This window comes from Acetobacter sp. P5B1 (assembly GCF_018811985.1).
In the GTDB taxonomy this organism is placed as follows: domain Bacteria; phylum Pseudomonadota; class Alphaproteobacteria; order Acetobacterales; family Acetobacteraceae; genus Acetobacter; species Acetobacter cerevisiae.
In genome coordinates this window covers 44,252-65,503 of the sequence record NZ_JACRVS010000007.1, presented here as the reverse complement: position 1 = coordinate 65,503, position 21,252 = coordinate 44,252, and the positions used below count along the sequence as shown (strand labels likewise).

Genomic DNA, 21,252 nt, shown 5'->3' with positions numbered 1-21,252 from the left:
ATCAGGCAGAAACCCGACGGGGGTGAACAGCGGGAAGCGAGTATGCGCCGCTTCCCGCGTTATGCAACCCCATGCGCGCGGGGGTCAGGACCGCGCAAGAACGCTGCGATAGCGCCCGTAACCCAGATAGATGGCCATGCCGATGGCCAGCCACACGACCAGCCGGATCCATGTCAGCTTGTCCAGTGAGATCATGACGGCGGAGCAGCTGAGAATGCCCAGCACAGGGATGAGATCCCCGCCCGGTACGCGGAAGGCGCGGGGAGCATCCGGAGATTTGCGGCGCAGCACCATCACGCCCGCACAGACCAGCACAAAGGCCAGCAGAGTGCCGATGGACGTCATATGCCCAAGGTCGGAAATGGGCAGAAAGGCGCTGAGCAGGCAGGTGATGATCATGAAGAAGATGTTGGACAGCCAGGGCGTCTGGAACTTCGGATGCGTGCGGCTGAACATGGGCGGCAGCAGGCCGTCTCGTGACATCGCAAAAAACACCCGGCTCTGGCCCAGCAGCATGCCCATGAGCACAGAGGTAAAGCCGCAGATAATGCCGATTTTTACTGCCAGTTGCAGCCAGTGGTAGGGCGTGCGGTTAATGGCGGTGGCAACCGGGGCGGCATCACCCAGCATGTCCTTGTAATTGACCAGACCGGTCATGACGAAGGAGAACGCGATATAGGCCAGCGAGCAGACCAGCAGGCTGCCCAGAATGCCGATGGGCATATCCCGCGCCGGGTTCTTGGTTTCCTGCGCTGTGGTGGAAACCGCATCAAACCCGACATAGGCGAAGAAGATCGTGCCAGCGGCCCGCATGATGCCAGACCAGCCATAATGGCCGAACGTGCCGTCATTCGGCGGGATGAAGGGGTGGTAGTTGGCCGGGTGGATGTAGGAAATGCCAAACCCGATAAAGGCAGCAATCACCAGCAGCTTGATGACGACGATGACGGCATTGACCTTGGCAGACTGGGAGATGCCGCGGATGAGGATCATGGAGACCAGCCCGATGATGAAGACGGCAGGCAGGTTCATTAGCCCGACTGTCAGGCTGCCGTCTGGCATCTGCACGGTCTCAAAAGGGGAGGCTGTCAGGCGTGGAGGCAGCACAAGGCCCCACGAATCCAGCAACGAGACCACATAGCGTGACCAACTGACCGCCACCGTAGCGGCACCCACTGCGTATTCCAGAACCAGATCCCAGCCGATGATCCACGCCATCAGCTCACCCAGCGTGACGTAGGCGTAGGTGTAGGCGCTGCCGGCAATGGGGATCATGCTGGCGAGTTCACTGTAGCACAGCCCTGCGAATCCGCAGGCTATGGCCGCAATCAGGAACGAGAGGATAACGGCCGGTCCGGCATTTTCAGACGCGGCAATGCCTGTCAGAGAGAAAAGGCCAGCGCCAATGGTAGCCCCCACGCCAAGGGCAACAAGGCTGCCCGGACCAAGAACACGCTTGAGGCCTTGCGAGGATTCCAGCTTATCCAAAGGCATGCAGCGCGTAATGAATGACGCTGCGGAAGATGCAGGCCTTTGCGTCATAGACTTTTCTCTCCTGTCTCGACCGTGAAGAAAACGACGTATAGAGCAATTGGTGGTCTTCGTCCCATAGAGAGGTTAGAGTATCTCTCTTAGCAAGATGTGTTTTAAACGTAACGAACGGCCTGGCACTTACAGGACAGTGCACAGGCCGGTTGAACGAGATGAAATGAGGAGCTCCTGATGAGCCAGACGGATCTGGATCGTTTTTTTCATGCGCCGGTTACAAAGACGGATCCGGATGTTGCAGCAGCGCTCGCCAGTGAGCTGAAGCGGCAGCAGGACGGCATTGAACTGATTGCCAGCGAAAACATGGTGTCTGAAGCCGTGTTGCAGGCTCAGGGCAGCGTACTGACCAACAAATATGCGGAGGGCTACCCCGGCCGCCGTTATTATGGCGGGTGCTCCGAGGTCGATAAGATCGAAGTACTGGCTATTGAGCGCGTTAAAACCCTATTTGGCGCAGGCTTTGCCAACGTGCAGCCGCACTCCGGCGCCAATGCCAATCAGGCCGCCTTCATGGCGCTGTCCAAACCGGGTGACACCATTCTGGGCATGAGTCTGGCAGCTGGTGGCCACCTGACGCACGGTGCTGCCCCGAACTATTCCGGCAAATGGTTCAACGCTGTCCAGTATGGCGTGCGCAAAGACGACGGCCTGCTGGACTACGAGGAAATGGAGCGTCTGGCTCGTGAGACCAAACCGACCCTGATTGTGGCTGGTGGGTCTGCGTATCCGCGCATCATCGATTTCGCCCGCTTCCGCCGTATTGCGGATGAAGTTGGCGCGTTCCTGATGGTCGATATGGCTCATTTTGCTGGTCTGGTGGCCGCTGGCCTGTATCCGAACCCGCTTGAGCATGCGCATGTGGTGACCTCCACCACGCATAAAACTCTGCGTGGCCCGCGTGGTGGTCTGATCCTGACCAACGATGAAGCACTGGCCAAGAAGATCAATTCCGCTGTGTTCCCCGGTCTGCAGGGTGGCCCGCTGATGCATGTGATCGCCGGTAAGGCCGTGGCCTTTGGTGAAGCGCTTCAGCCGGAATTTAAGGAATACCAGAAAGCCGTCCAGAAGAACGCCAATGTTCTGGCCGAAGTTCTGGTGGAACGTGGGTTTGATATTGTGACGGGTGGCACGGACTCGCACCTGCTGCTGGTTGATCTGCGGCCCAAGAAAGTGACCGGTAAAGCTGCCGAGCACGCTCTGGAACGCGCAGGCATTACCGCCAACAAGAACGCCATCCCGTTTGACCCGGAAAAACCTGCCATCACCTCCGGTGTGCGTCTGGGCAGCCCGGCAGCAACGGCCCGTGGCTTCCGTGAAGCGGAGTTCCGCCAGATTGGCGAAATGATTGACGAAGTGCTGACCGCTCTCGCCGCTTCCGGCGGGGAAGGTGATGCCGCAGTTGAAAACGCCGTGCATGAGCGCGTGCGTGAACTCTGCGCCCGCTTCCCGATCTATAACCGCTAAACTCTGGAATTCTGAGGCGGGGGTTTCGGCCCCGGCCTCAGGGTTCTTCAGGTATAGCGGGCCAGCCGCACTGCGGTATGCCCGCGCATCGGCCTGAGGTTGGGCATGACCAGCAGGCAGTTATCATAAGGGGTTCTGATTTCTTCAGATCCGTCAAATGCCAGCAAAGTTCCCGCTTTTTTAATAATATCGCCACTGCGAAACGTTTTGACAAATACAAAACGGGGCGTGAGAGCCTGTACGTTATCTGTCACCGTGACATGCCGCACCTTCTGGCGGCTAGCTGTGCTGTTGGTGCTGCCACTTGGCGAGACGGTGCCCATCTGTTCCAGAAGAGTCTGACAGACGCTCAGAGCCAGTGTGGCGGCTGCGGGTTGCCAGTGCTGACCGGCTTCCAGCAGGCAGGCTTTGGCGGTTGTGCGGTTGGAGGCAAAGCGCACGTAATCAATCAGCCGGGGGCCATCCTCATGCCCACTATCCTGCACCACCAGCGGCGGAGGGGTTTGAAAAGCCGAAAGTGCTGAGGCCAGCACGCGGCTTTTTTCTGTCATGTTGCTCAAAAAAAGTGGGTCTGCCGGCCACAGCATGGAATGCAGATCCAGCAGGGCATCAACCGTGTTGAGGATTGGTGCTACGGCGCGCACACGGTCCATTTCATGCGATGTATGTGCCGAGGCAATGAGGTCTGGCTGCCAAAGCCGGTTCATGTCCTCATCAATAAAGCGGGACAGGGTCGGGCGGCACGGGTCAAACCGCGCATAGGCGTCCAGATTCAGAAAAATCAGAGTGAGTCGGCCCCGTTCCGGACGAACGGCGTGGGTCAGAAGATGATCCAGCGCATAGGCCCCGGCATATTCATTGCCATGCATGAGTGCTGTTATCGCGACGTGCGGGCCGGGGTGTGTGGCTTCAAAATGATAGGCGCCGGGAATACCGCAATTTCCCTCTTGCCAGTGGCTGAGATCCGGCGGCGGGAGGGCGATATCAAAATGCGGCAGGGGAAGCTGCGGCGGGGGGAGTGTTTCTGAGAGGGTACGAAGACGGATGCGTCCCTGTTGCGTGTTCTGGCGGCGGGACGCACAACTCATGACGAAACCCAGCCTGTTATGCAGCCGAAAATCAGGAGGGCGTTTTCGCCAGATGAGGGGGTAAGACACAGCATGGCGGAGGAAGTATTATCCCCCTTGGCTCATGCTGCAATCCCATCTGTCTCAGGACTCGTCGGCAAGGGTCACAATGTTGGTATGTGCGCGGCTGGTATCATTGCGCAAACCGTCCCGCAGGCCAGCGAGCATCAGGGAGCGGATACGTGGAGTTGTCCGGTTTTTCCAGTAAAGCTTCAGCGTGCTGAGGAGCAGCAGTGGGGCAAACGGCAGGAAAAGCCATCCGGCAATTTTCTTGTAAAAAAGAATTCGGTTTCTGACGATGTAGTAGATTTTCCACCGGTTGCGCGCAAAGCTGACAGTGGTCTTGCAGTCATGAGAAAACCGGATGGCCGGTACAAACAAAATTTTCAGGCCGAGACTGCGTAACTTCCATGCGTAGAGAATATCATCCGCATAGATGAACAGGTCTTTCTGCGGCAATCCCAGCGGGCCACGCACCAGAGCGGCACGCACAAAAAAGCCCACAAAGGATGCATAATCGACTGGCAAAGGTTTGGTCTGCTGGTAGGCGGCTGGATCTATGGCAAAGGTACGTCTGCGGCTTTTCAGAAGGCTGCAAAATTTCCCAATACTGGCAAACGGGTTCAGACCGGGGCGATTCATGTCGCATACGGTCCCGTTGGGGAAATAGACTGCGGCGGCTACCCCGCCCACCGTAGGGGGCAACGGCAAGGATTGAAAGATTCTGAGGGCGTCAGGCTGCGGCCAGGCATCATCATCAAAACAGACAAGCCAGTCACAGTCTGTCTGGCGGGCGGCATAGTCCATGCCGCGTGCAAATCCGCCTGCACCACCGCTGTTTACGGTTTCATGCACGCAATGCAGGCGCGGGTCCATCTGGGTTTCCAGCCAGTCCCGCGTGCCATCCTGACTGGCGTTATTGACCACCACCACGGCTGAAAAATTCTGTGCGAGCGTGTGCTCCAGAACTGTTTTGAGCATGGGTAGCCGGTTGCAGGTGACAATGACGGCTGTCACCTTGCATAAATTTTGTCCGGCTGATGGAGCAGGTTGAGAAGGCATATCGGGCCTTACAACGCTTGCTTGATGCGTGACGCAACCCCGGACAAAGGTCTGCGTAGGGGGCGCGGCAGGAGATGCCAGCCCCGTGTCAGCACTCGGCGCAACAGGCTGTGCCGGAAGGGGGCCGGTTCATCCCCCGGGGCCGTGCCGCCATGGAAAATGGCTTCATACCAGAAGGTTTTCCGCAGGAAGAACCAATAGAAGAAGCTCAGAGGCGCGTTGCGGTTGTTCCAGGGTTTGGCTTCATACCCGGCATAATGCACAATTTTCGGGTTTTTGAGGTCTTCCAGAACCTTGGCGCGCCAGTCGGCATTCAGATGCGGGAAGATCTCGCGGATGCTGTTTACACAGTTCCATGACGTATCCAGCATTTTGACTTTGCCGATCAGATATTTGTTCAGAATATCCTGATCAAGGAACCAGTAGCGCCGGTTGCTCAGATCCCTGATGGCGGCATTGGAAATATTGGCGGCCCGGAAGGCATCAAGATCAAACAGGATGACACCGGCCTGAAAATAGGCATCGCCCCGGCCCTGCAGCCCCAGATATTCGCTCAGATAGCGGCTGGCGGGGAGTGCGCCGGTTTCTTCCATGGAGCGGATACCTGCGTTCACGAAATTCTTCATGATCAGGTCCGGTGTTGCTGCAATCACTGCGCCATTCAGCGGTGTGTCCCACAGGCGGCACAGGTCGGCCAGAACAATGGTGTCGCAATCAATATAAAGGGCGCGCGGATGGTGCTGGAGAAGCTGCCCCAGCGAGAGCCGGTAGAACGTGGCCGGCGAGAAATGCATATGCGTGCTAATGCCGCGATACATATGCTGGCAATCCAGAAAGGTCAGGCTGCCTTTGCTGGCGGGCAGGTCTATATGGAACTGCCGTTTGAGAAGATTGCGCTTAAGGGGCGGAATACCCCCATCCAGCACAACCAGTTCCAGAAAATGGTCCCGGTTGAAGGAGGCCTTGATGGATTCCAGCAACGCGGCCAGATGCGGAACAAAATTTTCATCCGCAGCGGTGACAATGGTAACGGCGTTTGCCGCCGGGGCTGGCGGGCTTTTGGGGAGGATGACCTCCTTGCCGGTTTTTGTGTTTTCAAAGAAGCAGCGTGCGCGTTCAATCACGCCCTCTTTGGGCACATGCGGGGAGGCCATGAACACATTGAACAGCCGCTCGCCAAGATAGCCATAAATCCGGCGCGCCTGTGCGGAGTAATTGGTCAGGTCGGCCCTATTTTCCACTTCTGAGAGAATGGCGAACAGCCACGTACAATAGGTGTCAAACAGGTCCCGCCGGAAGACAAAGACATTGGTGAAGTAGCCCTCATCCGCCGCCATGACCGTATCAAACGCGGGGAGATCATCCGGGTACAGGTCGGCAATCACGGCGCGGGTCAGAGCCAGATCATGCGCGAAGTGGTAATCGGCTTCCACATAATGCTGGTAGAACGACGTAAAGCCGACATTCCGCACGGACCACTTCTCTGGGAGAATGGCGCAGGCATTGGGCGTGTTTTCAATCGTCTTGCGGACCGTGGCGGCGTTCAGGCCCATCTGCTTCAGTGTCTGGGGCGTCATGTCCTGCAGGGTAATGCAGCCAAACTGGTCGGTCTTGAGGCCTGTGCACGMAAAATCCAGAAACCGCCGATAATGCATGAAGCCGATCCATGCGGCATCCGGGTCATTTTTCCAGGCCCAGTACAGGGCTGTCAGCTCACAATATTCCCGGTTTTTGCTGGAAATCGTGTCGCCCGTGTCATCCCCCCGGATGGGCAGGTGCGTATTGGCCAGAGCCCGGCCCACCTGAATGGGGCGAAACACGTCATCTTCAAACGTAATGCCCGCAGCATGATGGCAGACATAAATATGAACCGGGCCTAGGTCAGTCTGACGTGTGCTCATCGGGCGCTCTTCGTGCAAATCATGAGATTATGGTCCACTGTTTTGGGCCTGCGTTCAAGTGCCGGATGTGCGACGAGGAGCGGGTTTTCCGCCGCGTGGCGTTCCGGATGCCTGTTTAGGTTCCGCAGCGTCCGGCAGCGCCTGTTCCTGCGAGAGAATACGCAGGCGGACGGACGCGCCCAGTTCAATCTGACGCAGCTTTTTACGCTCGGCTGCCGAGCACAGCGTCAGAGCCGAACCGGTCTGGTTACCCCGGCCTGTGCGGCCGATACGGTGCAGGTAGGCTTCCGGCTGATCTGGCGGATCATAATTCACCACGTTTTTCACGGAGGGCAGATCTAGCCCGCGAGCGGCAATGTCGGTCGCTACCAGCACCAGAATTTTGCCGGCTGCAAAGCTGGCCACTGTTGCGTTGCGCTGAGCCTGAGAGAGATCGGCATGCAGCGGGGCAGCCTGAACGCGGGCTTTTTTGAGCGTTGCGGCCAGTTGATCCGCTTCGGCTTTGGTTTTGACGAAAACAATCGCCCGGTTGGTGCGGTCCCGCATGAAGAACTGTCGCAGGAAACCGGTTTTTTGTGCAGGCTCTATAAAGAGTGCGCCCTGACGAATGGGACCGCGCTTTTCTGCCGCACGGGTAATGTGGATTTCTTCTGGCCGCCGCAGGAGTTGCTGCACAGTCTGTTTGAGGGCTGCTGGTAGCGTTGCGGAGAAAAACAGCGTCTGCCGGACAGGCGGCAGCTGGCTGACAATCGCCGCACTTTCTTCAAAAAACTCGGGGGAGAACAGACGGTCCCCTTCATCCATCACCACGCGGGTACAGGAGGCGAGCATAATTTCCCCGCCATCGGCAAAATCCAGCAGGCGGCCGGGGGTGGCAATCAGCACGCGCGGGCCGTCATGCAGCAGGCGCTCGGCCTGATGCGCTCTGTCTGCGCCACCATAAAGCGGCACGACGGCAACGGTGCCTGCTTTCTGGCGGGAATTATCGGCTTTTTGACCCAGACAGGTGCGGAACACACGGGCTGTCTGCAAGGCCAGCTCTCGCGTGGGCACCAGTACCAGCACATCCTGCGCGCGTTTGCTTTCCAGAAGCTGTTGCAGCATCGGCAGGGCATAGGCGGCGGTTTTGCCCGTGCCCGTTGGGGCAATGGCCAGAATATCTTTCTGCGCAAGGGCTGCGGGAATGGCGGCTTGCTGGATAGGCGTCGGCTCTTCCATGCCTGCTTGTGCGGCCCATGTGCACAAAGACGGCAGAAGGCCCATTGCCTCAAAGCTGTTGGACATGCTGTGTGGTATCCGTCCTGACCGGGTTTGAAACGAAAAAAAGCAGGGGAGCCTGATGGCTGAAGACGTATATGCCGGAAAGGTGCCGGGTTCAAACCCTGTCTCCGCTCTGGTGGTGGGAGAAGATTTTGCCGGGATGCGCTCTCAGGCTCTGGGGCTGGCAAGCCGGGCCGGGTGGGAAAGCTGCTTTCAGGCTGTCAGCCCCGGTCGTCTGGCACGTCTGATGCTCGCCGGTCCGCCGGTCCTGGCGCGTCCTTTTCTGCGCACAGCCTCCGGCGCGTTATTGGGGCCCATGCCGGAACTGGCGCAGGCGAATGTGGTGATCAGCATTGGTGGCAAAGGTGGTGCGATTGGCGCGGCCTTGCGTGCGCCGGGCCGCCCTGTGGTGCAGGTGCAAAATCCGCGTCAGTCTCTGGAGCGGTTTGATCTGATTGTGGCGTGTGAGCATGACGAAATTTCCGGCCCCAATGTGCTGCTGGGCCGCACGGCTCTGCATGGACTGACGCCGGAGGTGTTGGCGCAGGCACGGCAAGAATGGATGCTGCGTTTTGCTGGTCTCCCGCGCCCGCTGATTGCCGGGCTGGTGGGTGGCTCCAACGGGCGGTTTAAGTTTGGCGTGCCGGAAGCCCGTAAGCTGGGGGCGCTGCTGGCGCAGGCTGTAAGGCAGCAGGGCGGAAGCCTGATTGTCACGCCCTCCCGCCGGACGGACCCGGATGCCCTGCGAGTGCTGACGGACCTGGTAGAAGGCGCAGGGGGCACGGTCTGGAATGGCGAGGGAGACAATCCTTATCGGGGATTGGTGGCCTGTGCGGACAGCCTTGTGGTGACCATGGATAGTGTCTCCATGGTGTCCGAAGCTGTGGCCGGACCGGCCAGCGTGTTTGTGTTCCCTCTGCCGGGCCGCTCCCGGCGGATTACCCGCTTCCTGCAAGGACTGGAAGCAGCGGGGCGCATCCGGATGCTGGATGATGATGTATCCGCGCAAGGTCTGGCACCATGGGCTGTCACGCCGCTGGATGATACTTCGGAACTGGTGGCGGAAATGCATCGGCGACTGGGTTTCTAGGGGCAGCGTTTCCCAGATCGGTCAGTGACTTCCCGACGGCAGGCGCTTAAGAGAAACACACAAAGCAGAACCAAAAGGAAAAGCCATGAACAAACAGCAACCGGGTGGCGTGGTGTTCAGAACCCTTGTGCAGATTAATGCCGGGCGGTCTTTTCTGGCCAATCTGGGCGGGTTTGCCTGCGTCGTCCTGATGCTGGGGCTGGCCAATATTTTCTGCCGCAGCATTTTGCATACGGATTTGCTGTTTGAACTGCGGCTGCTGATTGTAGCGGTTGCTCTGTATTTCTTTGTGCCGCCGCTCGCACTCTGGCTGTGGACAGGCCGCACGTCAGACAAACAGTAACACGCTAAGCCACGCGTCCGGGCCCGTCAGGGGTAGGAGAGGCGCAGGATCCGTGCTTTAGGACACTCCATAACAACGAGGTTGATGATGGATAGTGACGTTAAGTGCCCCAAATGCGGTTCCGCCTATGCGTATCAGGATGGCGCATTGTGGATCTGCCCGGAATGCGGGCATGAATGGAGCCAGCAGGATCAGGCCGCCGAGGCTGATGGCGCAGAAGGCACAGCGGAAATCCGCGATGCCAACGGCAATGTGCTGGCGGATGGGGATACTGTGACCGTGATCAAGGATCTGAAGGTCAAAGGATCTTCTCTGGTGGTCAAAGGCGGCACGAAGGTTAAAGGCATCCGTCTGGCAGATGGCGGAGACGGGCATGACATTGCCTGCAAGATCCCCGGCATCGGGGCCATGAACCTGAAATCTGAGTTCGTGAAGAAATCCTGACACTGAGGCAGGGAAACCTGCCTGTTGCGTCGAGATGAAAGAAGCGGCCCGAATGCCAGCACAGAATTTTCTGGCTGAGTGTTTAGGGCCGTTTTTTTAGACCCAGATTGTGCCGAGCAGAATAAGTGTCCCGACAATCAGGGCGGCCACATGGCGCATGACATGCTCGGGAGAGTCTGGTGGCAGGATCAGATAATACTGAAAGCAGTAGATTAGCAGGCCACAGCCGACGATCACCAAAATGGTGCGGGCAATGGGGAAGGAAGAAAAATCACGCGGGTCAAGCTGCATGGTGTGGTTTCCTCCCTCCGGGCCTAAGTCTTCGTCTTATGTGCCTGAAAAAGCCGAGACAGGGTAGCCTTGTACGAACAGGGCTGTCCTGAGTGATGTCTGGTTGATCTGTGCAGCCACAGCTTTGCGCACAACCGGCTTGGCATGGAAGGCCAGCCCCAGCCCGGCTTTTTTCAGCATCGGCAGATCATTCGCTCCATCCCCAATCGCTAGTGTTTCCACGAGCGGGATGGCATGCTCAGCGGCCAGACGTTCCAGCAGAGCCAGCTTGGTATCCGGCCCAAGAACCGGGTGTCCGGTTTCACCCGTCAGAAGACCCTGAGCCTCATCCACAATCAGCGTATTGGCGTGGTCTTCATCAAAGCCGCACAGACCGGCCACGCGGGAGGTGAAGAAGGTGAAGCCGCCGGACACAAGGGCTGTATGCGCCCCGTGCGCGTGCATGGTCTGCACCATTTCTTTAGCACCCTCGTTCAGGGTGACGTCTTTCCACGCCTTTTCCAGCAGGGCCGATGGAAAGCCTTTCAGCAAGGCGACGCGTTCGCGCAGGGCTGTGGCAAAATCCAGCTCACCGTTCATGGAGCGGGTGGTAATGGCGGCAATTTTCTCACCAATGCCCGCATGCGCAGCCAGATCATCCAGCGTTTCATTCGCCACGATCGTGCTGTCCATGTCCGACACCAGCAGGCGTTTGCGTCGGCTGGCCTGATGTGTCAGGACCGCATCAATCGCCCGGCCTTCCAATGCAGCATGCAGGGCAGGCAGGCGCTCTGCTGCTGTGGTGGGGCAGGGGATATCAACCGCTTCTTCGGGTGAGAGAACGGTTATGTCTCGTGCGCCATCCAGAGCATCCCGCGCGAGGGCAATGGTGGCGTTATCAAGGGTGGTGGCGTCGCGTTGTGCGACAAGTGTCAGAACAAAGCTCATCATTTCAGATCGGTGTGTGACAGGAATGCCCGCATGAAGCAAGCGGAAGACCAGACAACCCAACCCCCGGCCCTGATCATTGCCGGACCGACCTGTTCGGGCAAATCAGCTCTCGCACTTGCGGTGGCGAAGGAACTTGGCGGCACCATTATCAATGCGGATTCCATGCAGGTGTACAAAGACCTGCATGTGCTCACGGCCCGCCCGAGCGCGGCGGATGAGCAGGCAGTGCCGCATCGCCTCTATGGTGTTCTCCCCGCAGCGGAAAAAGGCAGCGTGGCCTGGTGGCGCACGCAGGCGCTTGCCGCCATGGAAGAGGCATGGGCTGCGGGCCGCCTGCCCATTCTATGCGGTGGCACCGGGATGTATATGCGCGCTTTGACCGACGGGCTGGCGGAAATCCCCGATTGTGGGGAAGCAGCCCGGACGGAAGCCCGCGCATTAGTCGCGGAAGAAGGCGCGCCCGCTCTGCATGCCCGACTGGCGGAGGTTGACCCGCAGATGGCAGCCCGCTTGCAGCCGGTTGATTCGCAGCGTGTCTCCCGTGCGTGGGAGGTCTGGCGGGGGACGGGTCGGAGTCTGGCATGGTGGCAGGCTCAGCCGGGGCTGCCACCTGCGCCGTGTCGGTTTATTGCCCTGCGTCTGTTGCCGCCCCGGCCAGACCTGCGTGCGAGAATCGCTCTGCGGTTTGAAGCCATGATGCAGCATGGCGCGGTGGAAGAAGTGCGCTCTTTGTTATTACAAAAACTGGACCCAGCCCTGCCAGCCATGCGGGCGCATGGCGTGCCGGAACTTGCGGCCATGTTGCGCGGAGAGGTGTCGGAAGAGGAGGCGATCCGCCTCGCGACCCTTGCAACTGGCCGTTATACGCGGCGTCAGGCGACGTGGTTTGCGCATCATGCCCTGACGCAATCTGGTTTCACATACGATCTTGATATGTGTATGCCGGATTTTGAGAAATTTTCGGAAAGAAAATGGCGCGAAATTATTTCTTTTATTCTTTCCGGGATTGACGGTTGCCAACAGGTTCCCTAAAGATGCGGCCCAGCCCCTCCATGGGAGAACAGGATAAGATGACACCGCAAACCGCCTCTTCAGCACCCGATGCACAGAAACCGCAGACCCTTCCGGGCGCGGAAGTGCTTATGCGCGCGCTAGATGAGCAGGGTGTGGAAGTTATTTTCGGCTATCCCGGCGGCGCAGTGCTGCCGATTTACGATGCCCTGTTCAAACAGAACCGTATTCGCCACGTGCTGGTGCGGCATGAGCAGGCCGCCGTGCATGCAGCGGAAGCCTATGCCCGCTCTACCGGCAAGGTGGGCGTTGTGCTGGTGACCAGTGGCCCCGGTGCCACCAATGCGGTGACCGGCCTGCTGGACGCCCTGATGGACTCCATTCCGCTGGTCTGCCTCTCCGGGCAGGTGCCGTCTTCCCTGATTGGGAATGATGCGTTTCAGGAAGCTGACACCACAGGCATTACCCGTCCGGTGACGAAATACAATTATCTGGTGCGCCGGCCGGAAGATCTGGCCCCTGCGGTGCATGAAGCGTTTACGATTGCCCGCTCTGGCCGCCCCGGCCCGGTGCTTATTGATCTGCCCAAGAACATCACGGTGGGTGATGCCCCGTATGTTGAAGCCAGCCAGACGCCAATGCGCGTTGCCAAAGGTACGGCTGAACCGGACCGTGACGCCGTGAAACGTGCCGTCGCTGCTATGAAAAAGGCGCATCGCCCGCTGTTTTATACAGGTGGCGGAGTGATCAACGCTGGCCCGAAGGCCTGTGAAAACCTGCGTAAACTGGTGAAGCTGACGGGTTTCCCCATCACCTCCACACTGATGGGCTTTGGGGCCTATCCGGGGAACGATAAGCAGTATCTGGGTATGCTGGGCATGCACGGTATGTATGAGGCCAATCTGGCTACTCATGGTTGTGACGTGCTGATTGCTCTGGGCAGCCGGTTTGATGACCGCGTGACGGGCCGGGTGGATGCGTTCTCCCCGGATTCCTTCAAGATCCATGCCGATATTGATGCGTCCCAGATCAACAAGATCATCCCTGTTGATCAGCCGATTGTGGGCGACGCCGGGCGGATTATCGAAATGATGATCGAAGAGTGGGAAAAAGAACCTGCTTACGCCCATCAGGCCGATCTCGCCGCATGGTGGGAGCAGATTGAAGCATGGCGTGCGCTGGACTGCCTGCGGTTCTCGCAGGATCAGGCCCCGGATGCTGTCATCAAGCCGCAGCAGGCCATCCAGCGGATTTATGAGCTGGCGCGTGAGACTGGGCGGGACACGTATGTCTCCACCGAAGTTGGCCAGCATCAGATGTGGGCGGCTCAGTTCTTCCGGTTTGATGACCCGAACCGCTGGCTGACGTCCGGTGGTCTGGGGACCATGGGCTATGGCCTGCCCGCAGCCGTTGGCGCGCAGATTGCGCACCCGGAGGCGCTGGTGCTGGATATTGCCGGTGAGGCCTCTACCCTGATGAATATTCAGGAACTGGGCACCATCGCGCAGTATCGCCTGCCGGTTAAGCTGTTCATTATCAACAACCACTATATGGGCATGGTGCGCCAGTGGCAGGAACTGCTGCACGGGTCTCGCTATTCCGAAAGCTATAGTGATGCCCTGCCGGACTTTGTGAAGCTGGCAGAAAGCTTCCATGCCAAAGGCCTGCGGGCCACGCGGATGGAAGAGCTGGATGACACCATTCGTGCTGCTCTGGAGCATGATGGTCCGGTGGTTGTGGATCTGTGCGTGACGGAGGGGGAAAACTGCTTCCCCATGATCCCGTCCGGTGCGGCGCATAATGAGATGATCCTTGGTCCGGACCAGGAAGAACGCGGGGCGAAGGTCACGCGTGAGGGCATGATGCTCGTCTGATTGCCCCTCCTTCCTTCTTCGCCGTGTGAAGCGCACGGCTTGTTCTGGCGTGTTTTCAGGAATTTTTTCAATGCAGCAGGAAGCTCCCGGCTCTGCGGTCATCTCTCTTCTGGTCGATAATGAAAGCGGGGCACTCGCCCGTATTGTCGGCCTGTTCTCCGGCCGTGGTTACAATATCCGCAGCCTGACGGTGGCTCCGGTGGATGAGCATGGTAAGCAGTCCCGTGTGAACATTGTGACCACCGGCACCCCGGCCGATATCCGGCAGATCAAGGCGCAGGTGGAGCGGCTGGTGCCGGTCTCCCGCGTGGCAGATCTGACGGCAGATGGCCCGCATGTTGCGCGTGAGATGGCGATGATCAAAGTCGTCTCCTCTGGCGAACCCCGTACCGAGGCGCTGCGCATTGCGCAGGCGTTCCGGGCGCGGGCGGTGGATACAACGGCCTCGTCCTTCGTGTTCGAGCTGACGGGGTCTACCGATAAACTTGACAGTTTCATCGAGCTGATGCGTCCGCTTGGGCTAGTTGAGGTCTCCCGTACCGGAGTCGCCGCAATCTGCCGCGGCCCCCAGACGATTCAGTCCCTCTGAAGGTGAAAGAGCAGAGCGTCCGCGCTCTGACAGAATAAGGAAGAAACGATATGACAATGCGTGTGTATTACGACCGCGATTCTGATGTGAATCTGATTAAATCCAAAAAAGTTGCTGTTATCGGTTACGGCAGTCAGGGCCACGCCCACGCCAACAACATGAAAGACAGCGGCGTTAAGGATATCGTGATCGGCCTGCGTGAAGGCTCTTCCGCGATTGAAAAGGCACAGCAGGCTGGCTTTACGGTCATGACGCCGGACAAAGCCGCCGCATGGGCTGACGTTGTGATGGTGCTGACGCCGGATGAAGGGCAGGGCGCTCTTTATAAGGAGTCTCTGGAAAAGAACCTGAAGCAGGGTGCCGCTCTGGCATTTGCTCATGGTCTGGCCATCCACTTCCGCATCATTGAAGCCCGCCCGGATCTGGACGTGTTCCTGATCGCTCCGAAAGGCCCCGGCCACACGGTGCGTTCTGAATACCAGCGTGGCGGCGGCGTGCCCTGCCTCGTGGCAATTGCTCAGGACAAGTCCGGTTCCGCTCTGGATATCGCTCTGTCCTACGCTTCTGCTATTGGCGGCGGCCGTGCAGGCGTGATCGAAACCAGCTTCAAGGAAGAAGTTGAAACCGATCTGTTTGGTGAGCAGGCTGTTCTGTGTGGTGGTCTGGTCGAGCTGATCCGCGCAGGCTTTGAAACGCTGGTTGAAGGTGGTTACGCCCCGGAAATGGCTTACTTCGAATGCCTGCACGAAACGAAGCTGATTGTGGACCTGATTTATGAAGGCGGTATCGCCAACATGAACTACTCCATCTCCAACACGGCTGAGTATGGTGAATATGTGTCCGGTCCGCGCGTGATTACGCCGGAAACCAAGAAGGCCATGAAAGGCATTCTGACGGACATCCAGAACGGTACGTTCGTCCGGAACTTCATTCTGGAAAACCAGTCAGGCAACATTGGCTTCAAAGCAACGCGTGCGCGTAACGATGCCCACCAGATTGAAGCTGTTGGTGCAAAACTGCGTGGCATGATGCCGTGGATTGCAAAATCCCGTCTGGTTGACAAAACCAAGAACTAAGAAGACAGCCAACTTCTGGTTTGCTTCAAAAAAGGGCCTGTCGGTTAATCCGGCAGGCCCTTTTTCTATGCCTTAAGGCAGGCTAGGGCTGGTTTCCCCCAGAAAGATACTGGCTTCATCCGGACGCCATTCCCCGGTATTTTCATCGCGCCCTTGCAGCACAAGGCGTGGGGTTGCGGTGCCGCGCTGTTTCACGGCGTCTTTCAAGAACGGCTGCATGTCCGCAGTCTGTTTGCGATTAATTAAGCAGCACAGCCGCGTTTCCGGAAAGGCTGAGAGCAGGTGGCCCGAGCTGTCTTCCCCCGCAAAAATAATCAACGGCGGTTGTTTGCGGTGGGCCAGATGAGTGCGGAGGATTGTTGTTTTTCCAACCCCGAACGGGAACGGGTAATTCGCTTCCTCAGTCGTGCCATACAGTTTTTTATGCTGGGTGAGGCGCGCGCCAAAAATATGCTCGCGGCGTAAATTGTAGCCATATTCAGCTGACGTTGCGAAAATGGCGACGCTTTCTTCCAGTGAAGATGTGCAGATGACCGGGTCAATGCCCTGTTCCTGCAAAATCTGGAACAGGTCCGCCATTTCCGGTGTCAGGCGGAGGGCCTGCGTGATGGTCACGCTGAGCGGGCCGGTTCTGCCGGGGCGAGTGGCCGGGCTTTTCCACGTGACGCGCTCAATGGACTGGCCAAGCGCACTCTCATTGGCCGCACGGGTGAGGGCGACAACATCCTGCACGGTCTGGCCTGCCAGCAGGCGGATCAGCCCGCGCTGAGCCACTTCCTCTCCATGTGTGGCGCGCAGGGCCTGATGATACAGCGCCATTCTGGCCCGGAAGGCCTGCAGGGCAGGATCATCCGCCAGTTCTTCACGCGGCAGCGGGTGCGGCATATGGCCGTAATGCGCGGCAAGAGCGCGGTAGTCTTCCAGAATGTCCTGTATCAGTTCGGAAAAAATAATGGGCTGACCAGCGAGATTTTTAAACAGGGCAGGGAGAGGATGGTCTGAGCCGCCTACATGTAGAAGGTGCCGGAACTGCTCGGCAGGCAGCAGGAAACTGAAATGCTCCAGCATGAAATGGAACAGGGTTTCCTGCACATTGCCGACAATGGCGGTCTCGTCCCAGTCAAACACCGCATAGGGGCGCTGGTTGGCATCATACCCTTCGGAATAGTGGCCGTGTGCATCCATCACACTTTGCAGGGCAGCCCGTGTGGCGGGAGCCCACTTCAGGACTTCCAGCGTAGGGGGCGGCACATCAGAAGTCATGATGGGCGTGGACGCCTGAGCAAGACGTGGGGCGGCCAGCAGGCCGGTCAGGCCAAGACCAAAAGAGCGGCGGGAGAGAGGCGGCAACATACGGCTTCCGGACTGTCGAACACTGATTTGATCAAAACTGATGAAAGAGTGCCTGATGTTCCTGAGGCTGTCACGGCCCGAAAGCAGGAAAGTGTTTAATCTGGAAAGTGCGAGGGAGCTGGCGGCCAGGAGCTGGGCATACGCTTCGTGTCAGGCGGGAGCACGCCGTATTCCAGCTGTGCCGTGTGGGAGCCAGAAAGGCAGCCGTTAGAGGCGAGGCATGAGGGGGGCGGAAGAGCACAGCGTTACGCCAGCATCTTGCAGCCTGGCGAGGGTTGGCGTGAGGTCTGAAGCAATGCCCCGGCAGGCGTCTGTAATGACCACAGTCTGAAAGCCTGCTGTGCGGGCATCCAGCGCGGAAGCCTGCACGCAGTAATCAAGCGCCAGTCCGCACACAAAAACCCGGGCAATGCCGTGATGCTGTAACAGGGTGGCCAGTGATGTTCCCTGCGCGTCTCTCCCGCCAAACGCGGAGTAACTGTCCTGATCGGCCTGCGTGCCTTTGAAGACGGCCAGTGTGTTGGCCGGCAGGGTCAGGGCAGCGGCCAGTGCGGCACCCTGCGTGTGTGCGATGCAATGGGGCGGCCATTTGCCAGCCGGGGTCGCTGTTTTAAAAGAGATGTGCTGCGCCGGGTGCCAGTCCTGCGAGGTGACAATCAGGCCAAAAGGGAGCCGGAGCAGCTTTCGGATAACGGGCAGAATGGCATCGCCTTCAGGCACAGCGAGCGCGCCACCGGGCAGAAAATCATTCTGCACATCAATAATCAGCAGCGCATCCGACGGGCTGGGTATCAGGCTCGTCGAATCGGGTGCGGATGTATGCAGAAGAGGGTGGGAGCCTGATGTCATGGGACACATCCTCTTCTGCTTGAGCCTTGATGGGCTTTTAGGCGTTTCCGGGAACCAGACGGGAAAGGGCGCGGGCGCGGCCAATCAGAGGCAGCAGGTCGCTGAGTTCCGGACCATGTTCCTCACCCGTCAGAGCCAGACGAAGCGGGCGGAACAGAGCTTTGCCGGAGCGGCCTGTCTGCTCACGCAGAGCGGTCGTCCAGGCTTTCCATGTTGTGGTGTCCCACGGTTCCGCAGGCAGCAGGTCCGCAGCCTGTTTGAGGAAGTCCTGTTCGTCTTCCTGCACGGGCGGGATCAGCGTGCCATCGGTTACGGTGTGCCACAGGCGCGCTTCGGACAGCAGATCGAGATTGCCGCGGATGGCCAGCCAGAAGGCTTCGGTCGCGCCTTCGGGCAGACGGTCCTTCACTGCCTCAAACGGAAGCTGGCCCAGCAGCTTGTGGTTCAGCCCCAGCATCTGGTGCGTGTCAAAGCGCGCAGCAGAGCGGGAGATGTGAGAAATATCGTACACCGCAGCCTGCTCGGCAAACGGCAGCAGAACCGGATCATCCGAGCTGCCGAGGCGGGCCAGATAGGAAATCAGCGCTTCGGCTTCAATGCCATCCTGCCGCAGGGTGCGCAGAGAGAGCGCATCAAAGCGTTTGGAGAGCTTGCCGCCGTTTTCATCCAGCAGCAGCGGCAGATGGGCAAAGCGGAAATGGTCGGGGCGGGCACCGAGGGCTTCTGCAATATCAAGCTGCACGCCAGTATTGGTCACATGGTCTTCACCACGGATGATGTGGGTGACGTCTGTTTCCAGATCATCCACCACCGAGGCCAGCGTGTAGAGCACCGTGCCATCGGTGCGGACCAGAACCGGGTCGGACACGGATGGCAGTTTGACCTGACAATCGCCCATCACCAGATCGCGCCAGCGGACAACCGTATCGGACAGTTTGAAGCGCCAGTAAGGCACCTTGCCGTTGGCTTCTGCGGAGGCACGCTGCTCTGGCGTCAGCTTGAGCATGGCGCGGTCATAGACGGGGGCGCGGCGCTGGCGGATCTGCGTTTCCCGCTTGGCGGCGAGTTCATATTCGCTTTCAAAGCAGGGATAGAGGCGGCCAGAGGCCTTCAGCTTCTTGATAGCCTGCGCGTAGCGGTCCAGCCGCTCGGTCTGGCGGAAGGTTTCATCCCACGTAATGCCCATCCACGTCAGATCCGTACGGATGGCCTCAACGTGGCTCTCGCGGGACCGCTCGGTGTCCGTATCATCAATACGGAGTTGAAAGCTGCCGCCGTGGCGGCGGGCAAACAGAGCATTAGCAAGAGCAAGACGGGCATTGCCGACATGCAGCATGCCGGTGGGGCTGGGCGCAAAACGAAGCTTCATGGGGTCTCTATGCCGTGGGCAGAGGCGAAATACCAGCCTCCGCCAGAGTGTAGAATGGGTTTAGTGGAAAGAAGGCTCTTCCGGCTCGCCGGGCAGGTCCTCGTCGGCGTCTTCATCTTCCACCAGACGGCGGGGGTCCAGAGCGCGCCAGTCGCGTTCCATGGGTGTGGCGCGGGTGGCGGCAAAGTCATCCAGCTCGTTGGCGGAAGACCAGCCACTGTCTCCGGCATCAATCACAAGGGCGTCTTCCCCAAAGCTCATCCAGGCTGTCAGCACATCCTTGGCGGAAGAACCGGGCATGCGGCACCGCTCCACGCTGTCCCGCACATAGGTGCGGGCAAAGGCGTTGGCGTGGGCCAGATCATGAAAGCCGCCGACTTCTTCAGAAATATTATCTTCCGCACCGCCGGACAGATCCAGAATGCGCACGCGCCACGTTTTGTCCTCGGGGGAGGGGGTGTCCGTCATGCCTCTTTGCCTTTCTGTGTCTTCTGTGCGGACGGGAGCAGAAACTCACGCCCGATTTTTACGCGTTCCACGCCGTTATAGGAGACAATATCGGCTGTGGCGTAGGTTTCGTTCCATCGGTCGGGGATAAAAGATCCGGTGCCGACAATATCAATGGGTGCCCGCGCATCCGCCATACAGGCGCATTTGGTCACGCCAAAGCCAGAGGAGGCGATAATCTTCACCTGCGGGAAGCCCGCCTCATCCAGCGCATCCCGCATCCGCCAGACGGCAGCAGCGGAGACGCCTGTGCCAATCAGATAGCGGAGTTCGGAATCTGAGCGATAGCGGCGCAACGACTCCGGTGCGTGCCGGTCCAGCACGGCGTAGGAGAGTTGCGGGTTCAGTCCTTCCAGAAAGCGGCCACCGTGGGTGTCCAGCCGCATGGCCAGACGCCCTTCTGCCGCAAGGTGCGGGAAGCGACGGCAGACGGCCAGCGCATCCGTAATTTCCTGCCCGAAATAGTCCACCAGCACGACCAGCGTCGCGTCGGGATACATCTCGTGGAACATTTCCGCTGCGCGAACAGTCGAGCCTGCATAACCAATGAGGGCGTGCGGCATGGTGCCTGCGCCGTCTCTGGTGCCGAAGAAGGGCGCTACGGCGTCATTCGCGGTGCCCACAAAGCCCGTCGCGCCGTCGCGCTGTGCGGCACGGCCACCAACGGAAGCGGCATAAGCCATGAGTTCCTGCATCTCGAACCCGGCACAGTGGCGGGCATCCATGGCCAGAAATCTGGTCTGGGGTAAGGAAATGGCAATCTGATAAGCCCGATGGGCTGCAACGCACGGGCTGCCGAGTTTTTGCAGCAGCAGCGTTTCCAGGTCCGCCAGATGGGTGAAAGAGCCGGTGATATAGACCAGCGGTTCCCCCGCGCCGACCCAGTCGCCTTCCGGGTGGACCAGATCAACCGAATAGGGGCTGTTGCGTTCCGCCATGACGTTTTTCAGCCATTCCAGCATCAGCCCCGGTGCGGAAATGACCGGACGGCGGATGAAGAAGGCATACGTCACCTGACAATCGCCAAAATGGGAGACAATTTCCCGCGTGCGATTGAAGTAGGAATCCGTCCGCGCATGAATGGTCGCGTCGGGCAGCGGGGCCGATGTGTAAGCCGTTGTCAGGCCGGGCGCATCCGTGCCCTGGGGGGAATGCGTCATACTC

The 21,252-nt window shown here is 59.0% G+C and carries 20 protein-coding genes; 8 read left to right on the top strand and 12 right to left on the bottom strand.

What is annotated here, in order from left to right:
* Positions 1–84: 84 nt before the first annotated feature.
* Positions 85–1,542, bottom strand: a complete 1,458-nt coding sequence (locus KP703_RS06105) for an amino acid permease (RefSeq protein ID WP_062141512.1) — start codon at positions 1,540–1,542, stop codon at positions 85–87.
* 180 nt (positions 1,543–1,722) lie between these two features.
* Between KP703_RS06105 and glyA the strand changes: the two genes are divergently transcribed.
* Positions 1,723–3,012 carry a serine hydroxymethyltransferase gene (glyA, locus tag KP703_RS06100; RefSeq protein ID WP_215754141.1) on the top strand — a complete coding sequence of 430 codons (1,290 nt, stop codon included), beginning with the start codon at positions 1,723–1,725 and terminating at the stop codon, positions 3,010–3,012.
* Between the two features lie 47 nt (positions 3,013–3,059).
* Here glyA and KP703_RS06095 read toward each other — a convergent pair whose 3' ends face one another.
* From KP703_RS06095 to KP703_RS06080, 4 genes are all read right to left on the bottom strand, one after another.
* Entirely contained in the window at positions 3,060–4,100 is a 1,041-nt protein-coding gene (locus KP703_RS06095; RefSeq protein ID WP_215754140.1) for a succinylglutamate desuccinylase/aspartoacylase family protein, read from the bottom strand.
* Positions 4,101–4,223: 123 nt separating this feature from the next.
* Positions 4,224–5,201, bottom strand: a complete 978-nt coding sequence (locus KP703_RS06090; protein WP_215754139.1) for a glycosyltransferase — start codon at positions 5,199–5,201, stop codon at positions 4,224–4,226.
* Between the two features lie 8 nt (positions 5,202–5,209).
* Positions 5,210–7,102, bottom strand: a complete 1,893-nt coding sequence (locus tag KP703_RS06085) for a DUF4422 domain-containing protein (RefSeq protein WP_215754138.1) — start codon at positions 7,100–7,102, stop codon at positions 5,210–5,212.
* 54 nt (positions 7,103–7,156) lie between these two features.
* Positions 7,157–8,386, bottom strand: coding sequence for a DEAD/DEAH box helicase (locus KP703_RS06080; RefSeq protein WP_215754137.1), 1,230 nt, complete (start codon positions 8,384–8,386; stop codon positions 7,157–7,159).
* A gap of 55 nt (positions 8,387–8,441) precedes the next feature.
* On the opposite strand from KP703_RS06080, the gene KP703_RS06075 reads away from it, so the two are divergent.
* The 3 genes from KP703_RS06075 (at position 8,442) to KP703_RS06065 (ending at position 10,239) form a co-directional block, all read left to right on the top strand.
* Positions 8,442–9,452, top strand: a complete 1,011-nt coding sequence (locus KP703_RS06075; RefSeq protein WP_215754136.1) for a mitochondrial fission ELM1 family protein — start codon at positions 8,442–8,444, stop codon at positions 9,450–9,452.
* 85 nt (positions 9,453–9,537) lie between these two features.
* The gene (locus KP703_RS06070) at positions 9,538–9,795 is read left to right on the top strand and encodes a hypothetical protein (protein WP_043553626.1); all 258 of its coding nucleotides are present in this window, start codon (positions 9,538–9,540) and stop codon (positions 9,793–9,795) included.
* 87 nt (positions 9,796–9,882) lie between these two features.
* Positions 9,883–10,239 (top strand): zinc ribbon domain-containing protein YjdM, encoded by a 357-nt coding sequence (locus KP703_RS06065; RefSeq protein WP_062141576.1) that lies wholly within the window; start codon positions 9,883–9,885, stop codon positions 10,237–10,239.
* A gap of 96 nt (positions 10,240–10,335) precedes the next feature.
* Here KP703_RS06065 and KP703_RS06060 read toward each other — a convergent pair whose 3' ends face one another.
* Complete coding sequence (locus KP703_RS06060) at positions 10,336–10,530, bottom strand: hypothetical protein (RefSeq protein ID WP_062141525.1); 195 nt, start codon at positions 10,528–10,530, stop codon at positions 10,336–10,338.
* A gap of 36 nt (positions 10,531–10,566) precedes the next feature.
* Complete coding sequence (gene serB, locus KP703_RS06055; protein WP_215754135.1) at positions 10,567–11,460, bottom strand: phosphoserine phosphatase SerB; 894 nt, start codon at positions 11,458–11,460, stop codon at positions 10,567–10,569.
* A gap of 30 nt (positions 11,461–11,490) precedes the next feature.
* Between serB and miaA the strand changes: the two genes are divergently transcribed.
* The 4 genes from miaA to ilvC all read left to right on the top strand — a co-directional run bounded on the left by miaA (position 11,491) and on the right by ilvC (position 16,010).
* A complete protein-coding gene (gene miaA / locus KP703_RS06050) occupies positions 11,491–12,492 on the top strand; it encodes a tRNA (adenosine(37)-N6)-dimethylallyltransferase MiaA (protein ID WP_215754134.1) in 1,002 nt (333 codons plus the stop codon).
* A 38-nt stretch (positions 12,493–12,530) separates the two neighbouring features.
* Complete coding sequence (gene ilvB, locus KP703_RS06045) at positions 12,531–14,345, top strand: biosynthetic-type acetolactate synthase large subunit (RefSeq protein WP_252353879.1); 1,815 nt, start codon at positions 12,531–12,533, stop codon at positions 14,343–14,345.
* Between the two features lie 70 nt (positions 14,346–14,415).
* Positions 14,416–14,934: an acetolactate synthase small subunit gene (gene ilvN, locus KP703_RS06040; protein WP_062141530.1), complete on the top strand. Its 519-nt coding sequence runs from the start codon at positions 14,416–14,418 to the stop codon at positions 14,932–14,934.
* A gap of 56 nt (positions 14,935–14,990) precedes the next feature.
* Positions 14,991–16,010: a ketol-acid reductoisomerase gene (gene ilvC, locus KP703_RS06035; protein ID WP_062141580.1), complete on the top strand. Its 1,020-nt coding sequence runs from the start codon at positions 14,991–14,993 to the stop codon at positions 16,008–16,010.
* Positions 16,011–16,082: 72 nt separating this feature from the next.
* Here the strand turns inward: ilvC and KP703_RS06030 are convergent, their stop codons facing one another.
* From KP703_RS06030 to KP703_RS06010, 5 genes are all read right to left on the bottom strand, one after another.
* Positions 16,083–17,363 (bottom strand): lipoprotein pyruvate-formate lyase, encoded by a 1,281-nt coding sequence (locus KP703_RS06030; RefSeq protein ID WP_215754132.1) that lies wholly within the window; start codon positions 17,361–17,363, stop codon positions 16,083–16,085.
* Positions 17,364–17,570: 207 nt separating this feature from the next.
* Positions 17,571–18,212 carry a nicotinamidase gene (locus tag KP703_RS06025; protein WP_215754131.1) on the bottom strand — a complete coding sequence of 214 codons (642 nt, stop codon included), beginning with the start codon at positions 18,210–18,212 and terminating at the stop codon, positions 17,571–17,573.
* 37 nt (positions 18,213–18,249) lie between these two features.
* Positions 18,250–19,581 (bottom strand): glutamate--tRNA ligase, encoded by a 1,332-nt coding sequence (gene gltX, locus KP703_RS06020; RefSeq protein WP_215754130.1) that lies wholly within the window; start codon positions 19,579–19,581, stop codon positions 18,250–18,252.
* A 60-nt stretch (positions 19,582–19,641) separates the two neighbouring features.
* A complete protein-coding gene (locus KP703_RS06015) occupies positions 19,642–20,049 on the bottom strand; it encodes a hypothetical protein (protein WP_061502067.1) in 408 nt (135 codons plus the stop codon).
* Positions 20,046–21,248, bottom strand: a complete 1,203-nt coding sequence (locus tag KP703_RS06010) for a nicotinate phosphoribosyltransferase (protein ID WP_082779365.1) — start codon at positions 21,246–21,248, stop codon at positions 20,046–20,048. The genes KP703_RS06015 and KP703_RS06010 overlap by 4 nt, the downstream gene beginning before the upstream one ends.
* Positions 21,249–21,252 lie beyond the last annotated feature (4 nt).